Origin of the sequence: Streptomyces sp. NPDC048185, assembly GCF_043202495.1 — a bacterium.
In the GTDB taxonomy this organism is placed as follows: domain Bacteria; phylum Actinomycetota; class Actinomycetes; order Streptomycetales; family Streptomycetaceae; genus Streptomyces.
In genome coordinates this window covers 646,128-661,244 of the sequence record NZ_JBIDAN010000003.1, presented here as the reverse complement: position 1 = coordinate 661,244, position 15,117 = coordinate 646,128, and the positions used below count along the sequence as shown (strand labels likewise).

The window sequence follows — 15,117 nt, the reverse complement described above, 5'->3', positions numbered from 1 at the left end:
GACCGAGTGTGCGACACGGCAGCGCCCGAAGAACCTGCGACCGGAGGAGTGCAGTGGCAGCCAACGACCGGGCAGCAGCTCCCGGAAAATCCGGTGGGAGTGCCGGTGCCGATGGCCTGATGCGCGCCTCGCTGAGCGCCGTGGCGCCCGGCACGCTCCTGCGTGACGGCCTCGAGCGGGTCCTTCGCGGCAACACCGGCGGACTGATCGTGCTCGGCTCCGACAAGACCGTCGAGTCGATGTGCACCGGCGGTTTCGTGCTGGACGTCGAGTTCACCGCGACCCGCCTGCGCGAGCTGTGCAAGCTCGACGGCGGCATCGTGCTGTCCTCGGACCTGTCGAAGATCCTGCGGGCGGGCGTGCAGCTCCTGCCGGACCCGACGATCCCCACCGAGGAGACCGGCACCCGGCACCGTACGGCGGACCGGGTCAGCAAGCAGGTCGGCTTCCCCGTCGTCTCCGTGTCGCAGTCCATGCGGCTGATCGCCCTGTACGTGGACGGGCAGCGGCGGGTTCTGGAGGACTCCGCCGCGATCCTGTCCCGGGCCAATCAGGCGCTGGCCACGCTGGAGCGGTACAAGCTGCGGCTCGACGAGGTCGCGGGCACGCTGTCGGCGCTGGAGATCGAGGACCTGGTGACGGTGCGGGACGTCTCGGCGGTCTCGCAGCGGCTGGAGATGGTGCGCCGGATCGCCACCGAGATCGCCGAGTACGTGGTGGAGCTGGGCACCGACGGGCGGCTGCTGGCACTCCAGCTCGACGAGTTGATCGCCGGAGTGGAGCCGGAGCGTGAGCTGGTCGTGCGGGACTACGTTCCCGAGCCGACGGCGAAGCGGTCCCGTACGGTCGACGAGGCGCTGGCCGAGCTGGACAAGCTCAGCCATGCGGAGCTGCTCGAACTCTCCACGGTGGCCCGCGCCTTGGGGTACACCGGCTCCCCGGAGACACTGGACTCCGCGGTGTCACCGCGCGGCTTCCGGCTGCTGGCGAAGGTGCCGCGGCTGCCCGGCGCGATCATCGACCGGCTGGTGGAGCACTTCGGCGGGCTGCAGAAGCTGCTCGCCGCGAGCGTGGACGACCTGCAGACGGTGGACGGCGTCGGCGAGGCGCGGGCGCGCAGTGTCCGGGAGGGCCTGTCGCGTCTGGCGGAGTCGTCGATCCTGGAGCGCTACGTCTGACGCGTCAGTCGTTCTTCAGCACGAAGGACGTCTGCACCTTGCCGAATCCGGCGGCCTTCGCCTCCACCAGGTACGTCCCCGCCCCGGCCGAACCGGCCGGGGGCGTCCCGCACTCGGGGGCGCTCGGCTTGCGGTCCCACTTCACGGTGGAGGTGATGCCGCTGTCGGCGGCCACCCGGTACGAGAGGCTCCCCGAGCCCTTGGGGCAGTCGGCGGAGGACCAGTACGCGTCGTCACCGCTCGCCGGAGTGATCGTCAGCACGGCGTGCTTCGGGCCGAGGTCGATCTTGCAGTCGCCGCCGGAGGTGTTCCGGGCGGTCACTTCGAAGGTGGGAGTCTGCCCGGGCGAGTAGGCGTTGCGGACGCTGCGCACGCTCAGCTTGACCGCGTTCGCGGTGCAGTCCGGCAGGCTCGACCCGGCGGGCAGCGCGTCGCCCGCACCGACACCGGTCGCCGGACCACCGGAACCCGAACCGCTCGATCCGCCGGAACCGTCCCCGCCGGCCTCGCCGGAGCCGTCACCGGAACCGTCGCCCGCACCGGAGCCCGACCCCGAGCCCGACCCGGAGCCCGACCCGCTGGAGTCCCCGCCGCCCGACTCGTCGCGCCCGCCCGGCGCCTGACTGATCGCCGGCCCGGATCCCGAAGGGCCCGGAGTGATCGACGGTGCGGGGTGCTTGCCGTCGGCGCCGTCGTCGTGGCCCTTTCCGCCGCCCCCGCCGCCGGCCACCACGATCCACGTGACCAGCAGTGCCAACAGGGCGAACACGGACAGCAGTACGGCCCTCCGTCGCCAGTAGATGGAGGAGGGAAGCGGCCCGACCGGATTGCGCAGAGATCCCACGGCGCAAACTGTACGAGAGATCGACGCGTTCCCCTGTCGCACCCGCCGCTCGGGCCACAACTTTTCCGGATCATCATTCCGGAGACGTCCCCGGCACCCCTGTCGATCGTCAGGTGCCGCACGTGCCGATCGCAGGGTGTGACCGTACTGTCGGAGCGCCTACCGTCCGTGAGCATGACCTTCGACGACGAGCTCTACCGTGACATCACCGGTTTTGCCCACGACACACCTTCATGGGTACAGCACATGGCGGAGGTGTGGACGGAGGCCGGACTCCTGCTGTTCGCCGTGCTGTTCGTCACCGCGTGGTGGCGGGCGCGGCGCGGCAGCTCGCGGGCGTTCGCGATCGCGGTCCTTGCACCCGTGGCCACGGCTGTGGCGTACGTGTGCAGTGAGGCGCTCAAGTCCGGTCTCACCGAGGAGCGTCCGTGCCGGGCGGTCACCGGGGCCGTCGCGTCGCTGGCCGAGTGCCCGGCCAGTGGTGACTGGTCCTTTCCCAGCAATCACGCCACCATCGCGGGTGCCGCGGCCGTCGCCCTGGCCCTCGTCCGGCGTGCGCTCGTCCTGCTGACGGCGCCCCTCGCCCTCCTGATGGCCTTCTCCCGGGTCTTCGTCGGCGTCCACTATCCGCACGACGTCGCCGCCGGGCTGCTGTTGGGCGCCGTCGTGGCCGTCGTCGCCGTGCGGCTGGGCACCCGCCCGGCGACGGCGCTGGCCGGCGCCCTGCGCTCCTCGTCCGCGCCCGCCGTCCGGTGGCTCGCCGGGCCGGGCGCGGCCACCGCGCCCGCGGCGGCCTACGTCGCCACGCACCGGCGGCCGTGAGGACTCAGGCGTCGGGTTCGACGAGTCCCGCCTCGTACGCCACGATCGCCGCCCGCACCCGGTTGCGTACCTCCAGCCGGTCCAGGACCGCGCTGACGTACGCCTTCACCGTGCCCTCGACGAGGTGCAGCCGGGCCGCGATCTCCGGGTTGGACAGGCCGGCGCCCACCAGACCGAGCACCTCGCGTTCGCGTGGGCTCAGCCGCGCCACGCGGGCGCGTGCGTGTTCCTCGCGGGCGAGCCGGCCGCCGCCCCTGCCGAGGTCCTCGACGACGTACCGGGCCACCTTGGGCGACAGGAACGCGGCGCCGTCCGCCACGGCCCGTACCCCGGCCATCAGTTCGTAGGGGTCACCGGACTTCAGCAGGAATCCGGTGGCGCCGGCGGACAGCGCGCGGGCCACGTAGGCCTGTTCGGAGAAGGTGGTCAGCATGGCGACGGCCGTGCCGGGAACGGTGCGCACGATCTCCTCGGCCGCCGTCAGGCCGTCGAGGCGGGGCATGCGGATGTCCAGCAGGGCGACGTCGGGGCGGTGGGCGCGGGCCAGTTCTACGGCCTCGCGGCCGTCGCCGGCCTCCGCTACGACGTCGCTCTCGCCGCCGCTCGCCAGGATCGCGCGCACCCCGGCCCGCACCATGGCCTCGTCGTCGGCCAGCAGGACCCGGATCACCGTACGACCTCCTCGTACTCCTCACGTCCCTCGCCGGACAGTCCGACGCGGGGTACGACGTCCTTGGCGACCAGGCGGCCCTCGACGTCGAAGCAGAGCCGGAAGTGGTCCACGGAGACCAGGAGTTCGCCGCTCGCCCGGTAGTAACGGCAGTCCGCGTCCTTCGGCGGCGCCGGCGCCCGGTCGGAGGGCGGGTCGTGCACCGCGCGGTCCGGCAGCACGTCCGCGACCTCGGCGAGCGGCGTCCCCAGGGACAGCTCGGCGTACGCGGCGGGGCTGAGCACCGAGTGCGTCTCCGTGTACGCGTACCAGCCGAACGCCGCGCCGACCAGGACGACTCCGGCACCGGCGGCGGCGCCCAGACCGAGGGCGACGCGGCGCCGGGCCCGGGCGAAGGGGGAGGCGGGTGCGGCGGGGCCGCGTGGGGCGGGCGGGGCGGTGGTGTCCTGCGCGGGGACGTGGGCCCGGAGCCGGAACCCCTCTCCGTGCGGGCCCGCGTCGAGTTCGCCGCCGACCGAGGTCACGGCGGCGCGCAGCCCGAGCAGGCCGGAACCGCCCGTCGAGGGCGGAGCCGTCCCGGTGGGCGGGCCGTTGGTGACGGTGACCGTCGTGCCGCGTGCCTGCCCGGTGACCGCGACGACCACGGACGCGCCCGGGGCGTGCCGGGCCGCGTTGGTCAGCGCCTCGCGCACCACGCGGTGCAGCAGTCGCCCGGTGACGCCGGCCGGCTCCGGAGCCGGTGCGGTGTCCGACCGCTCCCAGCGCACCGGGAGACCCGACTCGGCGGCCCGGGCGACGAGTTCGGCCACGCTCTCGCCCGCCGGGGTCAGCGGGACCGGCTCGTCGGCCTCGCGCAGCACGCCGATGATCCGGTGCAGCCGGTCCGTCGCGTCGGCGGCGGCCGCCCGCAGATCGGCCGCGGCGGCACGGTGCCCGGCGCCGAGCCCGGGGGCGACCTGGAGGGCGCCGGCGCGCAGGGCGATCAGGCTCAGTTCGTGGCCGAGGGAGTCGTGCATGTCCTGGGCGATCCTGGCCCGCTCCCGCAGCCGGGCCCGCTCCTCGGCGTGCCGCTGCTCGTCCTCCAGGCGGGCCGCCCTGAGCCAGCCGGCCTCGGCGAGCGCGCGGCTCTGCCGCCAGTAGCGTCCGCCGAGCCAGGGGAAGACGCAGCCGAAGAGCAGCGTGCCGGTCATGACCAGCCACTCCGGGGCCGGGTCCGCGCCGGTCAGTGCGATCCGCGCCGTGCCGGCGGCGCCCACCGCGGCGAAGGCGGCGACGGCGGGGCGGGCCCGGGCCGCGCGCAGGCCGAGGAGCAGGGCGAAGACGCCGAGCGCGGGGCCGTAGGAGACGCTGAACAGGGCGGGTGCGGCGGCCAGGCCCAGGCCCGCGGCCAGGGCGAACGCGGCGAGGGGCCACCGCCGGGCGACCACGACGGCGGCGGCGAGCACGCCCAGGCCGGCCAGCTGCTGCCACACGGAGCGCGGCTCGTTCAGCCCGAGCCGGTCCGCCGTGACCGCGGGGGCCGCGAGGACCGCCCAGAGCAGGGCGCCTCTGCCGACCTGAGCCGGACGCACCCGGACGCGGGCGACGGCACCGGCGAGGACGACGGACGGTGCGCGGCCGGCCGTGCGCGGGCGGTCACCGGTGCTCTTACGTCGTCCGGCACCCGCAAGGGTGTGGGGTTCTGCAGGGCCGGTGGACCCCGCACCGCCCGGCCCGGCGGGGCCGCCCGCCTCCCCGTGCCCGCCGGACGCGGCCCTGTCGTCGGGCCGTGCGCTGTCCTCCGGCCCGGTGCCGTCGGCGCGGCCGGGCCCGTCGACGCGCCCGGCGCGGTCGTCGTCCGGCTCGGTGCGGCCGGAGGGCTCGGGGGACCGGCGAGGGCGTTCCATGCGTCCGACGCTACAAGCGGCGGGCGGGCCGGCGCCCCTGCCGATCGTCAGGTGCCGTGGCCTCCGTCGGTGGCGGTGCACCCGCCGGGCCCTCCTCCCGTGGCAGGATCGGAGGGTCATGACTGCGCCCACGAAGCCCTCGCACAACGGCCCGACCGACCCCGCCGCCGTCCCCTCGGCCCTCGCCGCCCCGTCCGTCTCCGGGGCCGCCGCCCCGGCCGTGTCCGGCGGACCGCTGCACTCCCCCGTCATCGACTGGTTCGACGAGCACGCCCGCGACCTGCCGTGGCGGCGCCCGGAGGCCGGCGCCTGGGGCGTGATGGTCAGTGAGTTCATGCTCCAGCAGACGCCGGTCAACCGGGTCCTGCCCGTGTACGAGCAATGGATGGCCCGCTGGCCGCGCCCGGCCGACCTCGCCGCGGAGGCCCCCGGCGAGGCCGTCCGCGCCTGGGGCCGGCTCGGCTACCCGCGCCGCGCCCTGCGCCTGCACGGCGCCGCCGCCGCCATAACGGAACGGCACGGCGGGGACGTACCGGCGGACCACGCCCAGCTGCTGGCGCTGCCCGGCATCGGCGAGTACACGGCCGCGGCGGTCGCCTCCTTCGCCTACGGCAAGCGGCACGCCGTGCTGGACACCAACGTCCGCCGGGTCTTCGCCCGGGCGGTCACCGGTGTGCAGTACCCGCCGAACGCCACCACCGCCGCCGAGCGCAAGCTGGCGCGCGCGCTGCTGCCTGACGACGAGGCGAGGGCCGCCCGCTGGGCCGCCGCCTCCATGGAGCTGGGCGCGCTGGTGTGCACGGCGCGCAACGAGGCGTGCCACCGCTGCCCGATCGCCGGACAGTGCGCCTGGCGGCTCGCCGGCAAGCCCGAGCACGACGGGCCGCCGCGCCGCGGACAGACGTACGCGGGCACCGACCGGCAGGTGCGCGGCCGGCTGCTCGCGGTGCTGCGCGAGGCGCACGGGCCGGTGCCGCAGGCGGCGCTGGACCGGGTGTGGCACGAGCCGGTCCAGCGCGCCCGCGCCCTGGACGGCCTCGTCGCCGACGGCCTGGTCGAGCCGCTGGCGGACGGGATGTACCGGCTGCCGCTGGGCTGACGCACAGCGGGGGCACAGCGGACGGGTCTCGGCGACCGCCGCCGGTGCGGTCACCGTCACCGTGCCAACGCCGGACAAATCACCCTTTACCGCACTCAAGTCGCCTACTGCGGCGCCCTGTTCCCAGGCCTGTTACACAACCGACGGACAGCCGAGGGTCAGCCGCAGGCTGCTTCGCACAGCGCCGTGACAACGCTTCCCTACCTTCGTTCCCGTGCCCGAGGGCACGGCACGACCAAGGACCACAGGCAGTAGGCCGGCGGGTGACCAACCGCCGGTAAACGGGGATCGGAAGGCGGTTGACCATGGCGCAGGGCGAGGTGCTCGAGTTCGAGGAGTACGTCCGCACCCGGCAGGACGCGCTGCTGCGCAGCGCGCGACGCCTGGTCCCCGACCCCGTCGATGCCCAGGACCTTCTCCAGACCGCGCTGGCACGGACGTACGGCCGCTGGGAGACCATCGAGGACAAGCGGCTGGCGGACGCCTACCTGCGCCGGGTGATGATCAACACCCGGACCGAGTGGTGGCGGGCGCGGAAGCTGGAGGAGGTGCCGACCGAGCAGCTCCCGGAGTCGTGCGTGGACGACTCCACCGAGCAGCACGCGGACCGCGCCCTGCTGATGGACGTCATGAAGGTGCTCGCCCCGAAGCAGCGCAGCGTCGTGGTGCTGCGACACTGGGAGCAGATGTCAACGGAGGAGACGGCCGCCGCCCTCGGCATGTCGGCCGGAACGGTCAAGAGCACGCTGCACCGGGCGCTCGCCCGGCTCCGCGAGGAGCTGGTCGCCCGCGATCTGGACGCACGGGCGCTGGAGCGTGAGGAGCGGGAGCGTTGCGCGGCCTGACCGACGGTCGGACACCCGGGGACACCCGGAGGAGCTTGTGGGCGACGAGCGCGGCGGTGGCCGCGTTCGTCGCCGTCGGCGTTTCCCTCTCCGGCTGTGCCGCCGGCGGCACCGGCGCACGCGACGAGGGGCCGGCCCACGCGGACGTGGTCGGCGGTGCCGCCTCCGCCTCCCCTACGCCCGTGGCCTCCCCGTCCAGGACCCCCGACCAGGTGGACGCGGTCCGGCTCGTCAAGGCCGACCCCAAGGTCTCCGAAGAGGTCAAGCGCGAGCTGAAGCCGTGCGTCGCCGACGAGTACCCCGTCGACGTGTCCTACGGGGAGCTGACCGCGGGCACCGCCGAGGACGTCGTCGTCAACGTGCTGACCTGCGGTGACGGCGTCGGCGTGGGGAGTTACGTGTACCGCGAGAAGGACGGCGGGTACCAGAACGTGTTCCAGGCCGAGGAGCCCCCGGTCTACGCGGAGATCGACCGCGGCGACCTGGTGGTGAGCAAGCAGGTCTACGAGAAGGGCGACCCGGTGTCGAGCCCGTCCAGCGAGAACGTGATCACGTACCGCTGGTCCGCGGGCCGCTTCACCGAGGCCTTCCGCACGCATACCGACTACAGCAATTCCGTCGGGGCCGCGCCGACTCCCGCCCCGGACAGCTGACGCGCGGCGGGTGAACCGATCGGGCCGCTCGGACCGATGGAGAAATGAACGCGGTGCGCGATCTCCGCGTCTGCCTAGTGACCGCACATGTGTCCGGCGACCGCGACCGCGCCCGACCATGACACCGACCATGACAACGAGGACTGAGAGCACCGGGATGGCAGAGCAGACCCACGTCCTGTTCGTCGAGGACGACGACGTCATCCGCGAGGCCACGCAGCTCGCCCTGGAGCGGGACGGCTTCGCGGTCACCGCGATGCCCGACGGGCTGTCGGGCCTGGAGGCGTTCCGCGCCGACCGCCCGGACATCGCGCTGCTGGACGTCATGCTCCCCGGCCTCGACGGCGTCAGCCTGTGCCGCCGGATCCGGGACGCGTCCACCGTGCCCGTGATCATGCTGTCGGCCCGGGCGGACTCCATCGACGTCGTGCTGGGCCTGGAGGCGGGCGCCGACGACTACGTCACCAAGCCGTTCGACGGTGCCGTCCTGGTGGCCCGCATCCGCGCGGTGCTGCGCCGCTTCGGCCACGCCGGCGGCGGCGACCGGACCGACGGCGGGGCCACCGCGGACACCGGCGGCGTGCTCACGTTCGGCGAGCTGGTGGTCGACACCGACGGCATGGAGGTGCGGCGGGCCGGGCACCCGGTGGCGCTCACCCCGACCGAGATGCGGCTGCTGCTCGAGTTCTCCTCCGCGCCGGGCACGGTGCTCTCCCGCGACAAGCTCCTGGAGCGCGTCTGGGACTACGGCTGGGGTGGTGACACCCGGGTCGTCGACGTCCATGTGCAGCGGCTGCGCACGAAGATCGGCCAGGACCGCATCGAGACGGTCCGCGGCTTCGGCTACAAGTTGAAGGCCTGAGCGGGACATGCGGGGGTTCATCCGACGCCTGACCGCCTCGCTCCTGCGGCGCACGGGCATCCGTACGGGGCTGCGGTGGAAGCTCAGCGCGGCGATCGCGCTGGTCGGCGCGCTGGTCGCGGTGGCGCTGAGCCTGGTCGTGCACAACGCGGCGCGGGTGTCGATGCTGGACAACGCGCGCGACCTCGCGGACGACCGCGTCCTGATCGCCCAGCGCAACTACGAGCTCTCCGGACGCCTGAATTTCCCGAACGCCCAGATCGACGACCCCGAGCTGCCGGCCGGGCTGCGGAAGAAGGTCGAGGACGGGCGCAGAGCGACCTACGTCTCCGAGCGGGAGAACGGGGTGACGGACATCTGGGCCGCCGTGCCGCTCAAGGACGGGCACGTGATGTCCCTGCACTCCGGATTCACCGATCGCAGCGCCGACATCCTCAAGGACCTCGACCAGGCGCTGGTCATCGGCTCCATCGCGGTCGTCCTCGGCGGCAGCGCGCTCGGCGTGCTCATCGGCGGACAGCTGTCGCGGCGGCTGCGCAAGGCCGCGACCGCCGCGAACCAGGTCGCCAAGGGCGAGCCGGACGTCCGCGTCCGGGACGCCATCGGCGGCGTCGTCCGGGACGAGACGGATGACCTCGCGAGCGCCGTGGACGCGATGGCGGACGCCCTCCAGCAGCGGCTGGAGGCAGAGCGCAGGGTCACCGCGGACATCGCGCACGAGCTGCGCACCCCCGTGACCGGGCTGCTGACCGCCGCGGAGCTGCTGCCGCCTGGCCGGCCCACGGAGCTGGTGCTGGACCGGGCGAAGGCCATGCGCACACTGGTGGAGGACGTCCTGGAGGTGGCCCGGCTGGACGGCGCCTCGGAGCGCGCCGAGCTGCAGGACATCATGCTGGGCGACTTCGTCCGCCGGCGGGTGGCGGCCAAGGACCCGGGTGTGCGGGTGCTGGTGGTGCACGAGTCGGAGGTCACGACCGACCCGCGCCGCCTGGAGCGCGTCCTGTTCAACCTGCTCGCCAACGCCGCCCGGCACGGCAGACCGCCCATCGAGGTCAGCGTCGAGGGCCGGGTGATCCGGGTGCGCGACCACGGGCCCGGCTTCCCCGAGGACCTGCTCGCCGACGGCCCGAGCCGCTTCCGCACCGGCAGCGCGGACCGGGCGGGCCGCGGGCACGGGCTGGGGCTGACCATCGCGGCCGGGCAGGCCAGGGTGCTCGGCGCCCGGCTCACCTTCCGCAACGTCCGGCCCGCCGGGGCGCCCGAGCACATACCGGCCGAGGGCGCGGTGGCGGTGCTGTGGCTGCCGGAACACGCGCCGACGAACACCGGGAGCCATCCGATGCTGCCGGACCGGTCGTCGCAGGGCGTGTCCTGACGGACGGGGCGGCCGGCGGCTAGCGCAGTCCGTCGACGAACGCCTGCCAGGCGGTGGCCCCGACGGTGACGACCGGACCGGCCGGGTTCTTGCTGTCCCGCACGGGGACGGCGCCGGCGGGGCAGTCGTCGGCGACCTCCACGCAGTCACCGCCGGTGTTTCCGCTGTACGAGGAGGTGCGCCAGGCGGCGCCGCCGGTGAGGGTGCACTCGACGCATTCGCCGCCGTTGCTTCCGCTGTAACTGGACTTGCGCCACTCAACGTTGCTCGTTGCCGTGCGGGGCCGCATAGCGTTCCTCCATCAAGCGGGTGATCAGTCTCACCGAGTCCTCGGGGGAGAGGGCTGAGGCTTGCAGTCGAGCGTAGCCGAACGAGCGTTCCTTGATCACGTCCGGACTGGCGGTCATGTGCCCATGGTCGTAGCCGTCCATGTAGAAGAGGTCCGGGTCGGCGTCGAACCGCAGGAGAGTGAACGTACCCATCATGGCCGCGTGTTGGCCTGCGGCAAGCGGCAGGACCTGGACCTGGACCCAGGGGTCGGCCGCGAAGGTCGCCAAGTGGGCGAGCTGCCTCCGCATGACGTCCCGCCCGCCGATCTCCCGGAGCAGGGCGGCCTCGTCCAGGACGACCCACAGGGCCGGCGGCTGGTCACGCCGGAGGATGCGCTGGCGTTCCATCCGGGCGGCCACCATCTCGTCCACGTTGCCACGGTGCTCCACATCGAGCACCGCCCGCGCGTACTCCTCGGTCTGCAGCAGCCCATAGACCAGTTGCGCCTGATACGTCGAGATGTACGCCGCCTTCGCCTCCATCTCCGCGTACGGCTGGAACCAGGTGGGGAGTTGGCTGCGCAGGACCAGACCGATCAGGCGGGAGAACAGGCCGTCCGTGCCCAGCGCGGCGTCCACCCGCTCGGAGAAGTCGCGGGTCGGGACCTTCTTCGTCGTCTCGATCTGGCCGACCAGGGAGCCGGTGCAGTAGATGATCTCGCCGAGCTGGCTCTGCCGGAGGCCGTGGGCCTCGCGCTGGCGGCGCAGTTCCCAGCCGTAGTAGTCGAGCGGGGAAGCGGTCGGGTCGAGGGACTGGATGTTGGCCACTGCGGCACCTCACTCCGGACTCCGGACGGCAACACCTCACGGCGTTCGTCTCTGTACGTAGCTGAGCGTACGCAGTGCGTCGCAACAGCGTGCCCGGAATCCTGTGAGCGGTACGGCGTGGACCGGCCCACGGCGAAGGCCCCCGGGTGGCCGGAACCACCCGGGGGCCTCGCGCAGGCAGGGCAGGGGCGTCACACCGCCTCGGTCACCGGCGCCTTCGCCGTCGCGGCACCGCCGTCGGCCGGACCGTCCGTCGCCTTGGGTCCCGCCCCCTTGAGCGGGACCTCCTTGACGAACAGGGCCGCGACCAGTGCGAACACGGCCACCACCGCGCCCAGCAGGAACGCTCCGTGCGTGCCGGCGGACACGGCGTGCTGGTAGGCCTCGCGCGCCGCTTCCGGCAGCTTGGCCAGGCTCGCCGCGTCGAGCTGCGCCGACTGCTCGGTCACCTTGGAGCCCAGCGCACCGGCCTTCTCGGCCATGACGTCCTGGACCCGGTGGTTGAACAGGGCGCCCATGATCGCGACACCGAAGGACGAGCCGAGGGTGCGGAAGAGAGTGGTGGACGAGGACGCGACGCCCATGTCCTTCATCTCCACGCTGTTCTGCGCCACCAGCATGGTGATCTGCATCAGACAGCCCATGCCGAGACCGACGACGGCCATGAACAGGCCGGAGGTGAAGCGGCTCGTGCCGGTGTCCATCAGCGACAGCAGGAACAGTCCGACGGTCATCAGCGCGCCACCGGCCACGGGGAAGATCTTGTAGCGGCCGGTGCTGGTGGTCACCCGGCCGGCGACCATGGACGTGACGAGCATCGCGCCCAGCATCGGCAGCAGGAGCAGCCCGGAGTTGGTGGCGGAGGCCCCCTGCACCGCCTGCTGGTACAGCGGCAGGAAGAGGGTGGCACCGAACATCACGAAGCCGGTGACGAAGCCGATGAGGGACATCAGCGTGAAGTTGCGGCTGCGGAAGATGTGCAGCGGCACGACCGGCTCGGCGGCCCTGGTCTGCCAGAACACGAACCCGACCAGCGCGGCGATCCCGATGCCGATCAGCTCCATGATGCGCGCCGAGGTCCAGGCGTACTCCGTGCCGCCCCAGGTGGTCACGAGGACGATGGCGGTGATGCCGACGGTCAGCAGGGCGGCGCCCAGGTAGTCGATGCGCGCGTCGCTGCGCTTCTTCGGCAGGTGCAGGACGGCACCGACGGCGGCCAGCGCGACCGCGCCGAGCGGCAGGTTGATGTAGAAGGCCCAGCGCCAGCCCCAGTGGTCGGTGATGGTGCCGCCGACCAGCGGTCCGCCGATCATCGCCAGCGCCATGACGCCGGCCATCATGCCCTGGTACTTGCCGCGCTCCCGCGGCGGGATCAGGTCCCCGATGATCGCCATGACGCCGACCATCAGTCCGCCGGCGCCGAGGCCCTGGACGGCGCGGAACCCGATGAGCTGCCCCATGTCCTGGGCCATGCCGCTGAGGGCCGAGCCCGCCAGGAAGATCACGATGGAGCTCATGAACGAGCCCTTGCGCCCGTACATGTCGCCGATCTTGCCCCACAGCGGCGTGGACGCGGCGGTGGCGAGGGTGTAGGCGGTCACCACCCAGGACAGGTGCTCCAGACCGCCCAGCTCACCGACGATCGTCGGCATCGCCGTTCCGATGATCATGTTGTCGAGCATCGCGAGCATCATCGCGATCATGAGGGCGAGCAGGACCACCCGCACACTCTTGGGCTGTTTCCCTGCGTCGGTGTCGACGGCCCTGTCCGCCGGTGTGTCCGCCATCGCTGCCACTCCCCCAGCCACTGCTGTGCATCCGCTACTTACTTGCCGCCCGGCAAGCTGACTACACTCGGGAAGGTAGACGCGTAACTAGCCGGGCGTCAAGTAAGTTTTCCGGAACGTGGCGCGGAGCAGGAGGTGCGTAGGAGGATGGGCGGCACGATGGACAGCACCAAGCAGCAGCGACGCCGCGGGGACACCCGCCAGCGCATCCAGGACGTGGCGCTCGGGCTCTTCGCCGAGCAGGGCTACGAGAAGACCTCGCTCCGCGAGATCGCCGAGCGCCTGGACGTCACCAAGGCGGCGCTCTACTACCACTTCAAGACCAAGGAAGAGATCCTCGTCAGCATCTTCGAGGATCTCTCGCGGCCGATCGAGGACCTGATCGAGTGGGGCCGGCTCCAGCCGCACACCCTGGAGACCAAGCAGGAGATCGTCCGCCGCTACAGCGAGGTGCTGGCGGGCGCGGCGCCGCTGTTCCGCTTCATGCAGGAGAACCAGGCCGCGGTCCGGGAACTGCGCATCGGGGAGATGTTCAAGACCCGCATGCTGGGCCTGCGGGACATCCTCATAGACCCGGAAGCGGACCTGGTCGACCAGGTCCGCTGCGTCAGTGCGATGTTCACGTTGCACGCCGGGATGTTCGTCCTCCAGGACATGGAGGGCGACCCCGAGAAGAGGCGCGAGGCCGTGCTCGAGGTCGCCACCGACCTGGTGGCCCAGGCGCACCGGGGAGCCGGGGGCCCCTGACCGGCCACGTTCCGCCGGTCAGGACGGCAGGGTCCTGACCGGCAGGGCGCGTCGCGTCATGCTCAAACGGTCACGCCGTGCGCATGCAGGAAGGCGACCGGGTCGACGGCGGAGCCGTAGTTCGGGGTCGTGCGGATCTCGAAGTGCAGGTGCGGACCGCTGGAGTTACCGGTGTTGCCGGACTTGGCGATGTGCTGGCCGGTCTTCACGACCTGGCCGATCTTCACGTCGATCCGCGACAGGTGGGCGTACTGGGAGTACGTGCCGTTGCCGTGCTTGATGACGATGGCGTTGCCGTAGGCGGGGCCGTCACCGGCGCCGTTGCCGCCGGCCTTGACGACGGTGCCGCCGTGGGCGGCCATGACGTTGGTGCCGAGCGGCACGGCGAAGTCCTGGCCGCTGTGCTTGTGCGCCCACATGCCACCGTTCTGGGCGAACTTGGCGCTGAGCGCGTACTTCTTGACCGGGTCCACCCAGGAGGCCGCCTTCTTCTTGGCGGCGACCTTCTTGGCGCTCGCGGCGGCCTTCTGGGCCTTCGCCGCCTTCGCCTGCGCCGCGGCCTGGGCCTCGACGGCGTTCGCGACGGTGGAGGTACCGGAGGCCGCCGTGCTGCCGCTGGCGGCCGCGACCCCTGCTCCCAGCGCGACCGAGGCTCCGAGGCCGGCGGCCATCACGGCGGCGCGGGTGCGGACGGTGGTCGTACGGGAAGAACGGGACGTGACACGCGAGAACATTCGAACCTCATGGGGACGGGAACACAGGAACGCCCTTCGGCGGATGCACAGGCACTCACCGGGCGGGCTCCACATTGGTAACGCGCCGGGCCGTAACCGCACAAAGGTGTGATCTACGACCCGATCTAGTACTTCAGCGCGAAACTTCCCGAGTCTTGACAGAGCAGCCATTTCAGACAAAACCAGCTCAGAGCCCTGCATACAGGCAGGACCTCCAGGGCGATCTGTCCGTTTTCGTAGTTCTTGGGGCGTCGACTATTCCGCGTAGTACCCCGCGAATCGCCTGTGCGGCACATCACCGGGAACCATGATCGAGAGGCTCCCGGATGTGACCCGGGCTACTCCGTCCACGGCTGACGCCCCCCTCGCACAAGGCAGTTCAGGCGCCTCCGATCGTGGCCGAGGCCACACAGATCAGGCCCCTGACATGCCACTACTCGCCGGTAACCCAATCGTTGCCCTCCCGCCACTTGTCCCCGCGAGCATGCACGCGTCAATTTTGTGCCGTCAGGCATCCG

Annotated in this window: 15 protein-coding genes; 8 read left to right on the top strand and 7 right to left on the bottom strand. The window is 72.4% G+C overall.

Annotated features, from left to right (window positions below; translation table 11 throughout):
• The first annotated feature begins 53 nt into the window (after nt 1-53).
• Complete coding sequence (disA, locus tag ACGF3H_RS13595; RefSeq protein ID WP_077799043.1) at nt 54-1,178, top strand: DNA integrity scanning diadenylate cyclase DisA; 1,125 nt, start codon at nt 54-56, stop codon at nt 1,176-1,178.
• A 4-nt stretch (nt 1,179-1,182) separates the two neighbouring features.
• Here the strand turns inward: disA and ACGF3H_RS13590 are convergent, their stop codons facing one another.
• Nucleotides 1,183-2,022, bottom strand: coding sequence for a hypothetical protein (locus ACGF3H_RS13590; RefSeq protein ID WP_362490367.1), 840 nt, complete (start codon nt 2,020-2,022; stop codon nt 1,183-1,185).
• A gap of 174 nt (nt 2,023-2,196) precedes the next feature.
• Between ACGF3H_RS13590 and ACGF3H_RS13585 the strand changes: the two genes are divergently transcribed.
• Complete coding sequence (locus ACGF3H_RS13585) at nt 2,197-2,844, top strand: phosphatase PAP2 family protein (RefSeq protein WP_362490364.1); 648 nt, start codon at nt 2,197-2,199, stop codon at nt 2,842-2,844.
• Nucleotides 2,845-2,848: 4 nt separating this feature from the next.
• Here ACGF3H_RS13585 and ACGF3H_RS13580 read toward each other — a convergent pair whose 3' ends face one another.
• Nucleotides 2,849-3,514, bottom strand: a complete 666-nt coding sequence (locus ACGF3H_RS13580) for a response regulator transcription factor (protein WP_362490361.1) — start codon at nt 3,512-3,514, stop codon at nt 2,849-2,851.
• Nucleotides 3,511-5,400: a histidine kinase gene (locus ACGF3H_RS13575; RefSeq protein ID WP_362490360.1), complete on the bottom strand. Its 1,890-nt coding sequence runs from the start codon at nt 5,398-5,400 to the stop codon at nt 3,511-3,513. Before ACGF3H_RS13575 ends, ACGF3H_RS13580 begins: the two co-directional genes overlap by 4 nt.
• Nucleotides 5,401-5,518: 118 nt before the next feature.
• Here ACGF3H_RS13575 and ACGF3H_RS13570 point away from each other — a divergent pair, with 118 nt between their 5' ends.
• From ACGF3H_RS13570 to cseC, 5 genes are all read left to right on the top strand, one after another.
• The gene (locus ACGF3H_RS13570) at nt 5,519-6,499 is read left to right on the top strand and encodes an A/G-specific adenine glycosylase (RefSeq protein WP_362490357.1); all 981 of its coding nucleotides are present in this window, start codon (nt 5,519-5,521) and stop codon (nt 6,497-6,499) included.
• 305 nt (nt 6,500-6,804) lie between these two features.
• The gene (locus ACGF3H_RS13565; RefSeq protein ID WP_161166322.1) at nt 6,805-7,344 is read left to right on the top strand and encodes a SigE family RNA polymerase sigma factor; all 540 of its coding nucleotides are present in this window, start codon (nt 6,805-6,807) and stop codon (nt 7,342-7,344) included.
• Nucleotides 7,332-7,997 carry a hypothetical protein gene (locus ACGF3H_RS13560; protein WP_393590353.1) on the top strand — a complete coding sequence of 222 codons (666 nt, stop codon included), beginning with the start codon at nt 7,332-7,334 and terminating at the stop codon, nt 7,995-7,997. The genes ACGF3H_RS13565 and ACGF3H_RS13560 overlap by 13 nt, the downstream gene beginning before the upstream one ends.
• A 157-nt stretch (nt 7,998-8,154) precedes the next feature.
• On the top strand, nt 8,155-8,859 hold the full coding sequence (gene cseB / locus ACGF3H_RS13555; RefSeq protein WP_362490352.1) for a two-component system response regulator CseB: 705 nt from the start codon (nt 8,155-8,157) through the stop codon (nt 8,857-8,859).
• A gap of 7 nt (nt 8,860-8,866) precedes the next feature.
• Nucleotides 8,867-10,234 (top strand): two-component system sensor histidine kinase CseC, encoded by a 1,368-nt coding sequence (cseC, locus tag ACGF3H_RS13550; RefSeq protein ID WP_362490349.1) that lies wholly within the window; start codon nt 8,867-8,869, stop codon nt 10,232-10,234.
• A gap of 19 nt (nt 10,235-10,253) precedes the next feature.
• Here cseC and ACGF3H_RS13545 read toward each other — a convergent pair whose 3' ends face one another.
• The 3 genes from ACGF3H_RS13545 to ACGF3H_RS13535 form a co-directional block, all read right to left on the bottom strand.
• Nucleotides 10,254-10,523 (bottom strand): DUF397 domain-containing protein, encoded by a 270-nt coding sequence (locus tag ACGF3H_RS13545; RefSeq protein WP_362490346.1) that lies wholly within the window; start codon nt 10,521-10,523, stop codon nt 10,254-10,256.
• Nucleotides 10,492-11,331: a helix-turn-helix transcriptional regulator gene (locus ACGF3H_RS13540; protein WP_362490343.1), complete on the bottom strand. Its 840-nt coding sequence runs from the start codon at nt 11,329-11,331 to the stop codon at nt 10,492-10,494. The genes ACGF3H_RS13545 and ACGF3H_RS13540 overlap by 32 nt, the downstream gene beginning before the upstream one ends.
• Nucleotides 11,332-11,522: 191 nt before the next feature.
• On the bottom strand, nt 11,523-13,118 hold the full coding sequence (locus ACGF3H_RS13535) for an MDR family MFS transporter (protein ID WP_362490340.1): 1,596 nt from the start codon (nt 13,116-13,118) through the stop codon (nt 11,523-11,525).
• A gap of 147 nt (nt 13,119-13,265) precedes the next feature.
• On the opposite strand from ACGF3H_RS13535, the gene ACGF3H_RS13530 reads away from it, so the two are divergent.
• On the top strand, nt 13,266-13,865 hold the full coding sequence (locus ACGF3H_RS13530; RefSeq protein ID WP_362490339.1) for a TetR/AcrR family transcriptional regulator: 600 nt from the start codon (nt 13,266-13,268) through the stop codon (nt 13,863-13,865).
• A 62-nt stretch (nt 13,866-13,927) separates the two neighbouring features.
• On the opposite strand, the gene ACGF3H_RS13525 is transcribed toward ACGF3H_RS13530, so the two are convergent.
• Nucleotides 13,928-14,599 carry a M23 family metallopeptidase gene (locus ACGF3H_RS13525; RefSeq protein ID WP_362490336.1) on the bottom strand — a complete coding sequence of 224 codons (672 nt, stop codon included), beginning with the start codon at nt 14,597-14,599 and terminating at the stop codon, nt 13,928-13,930.
• Nucleotides 14,600-15,117 lie beyond the last annotated feature (518 nt).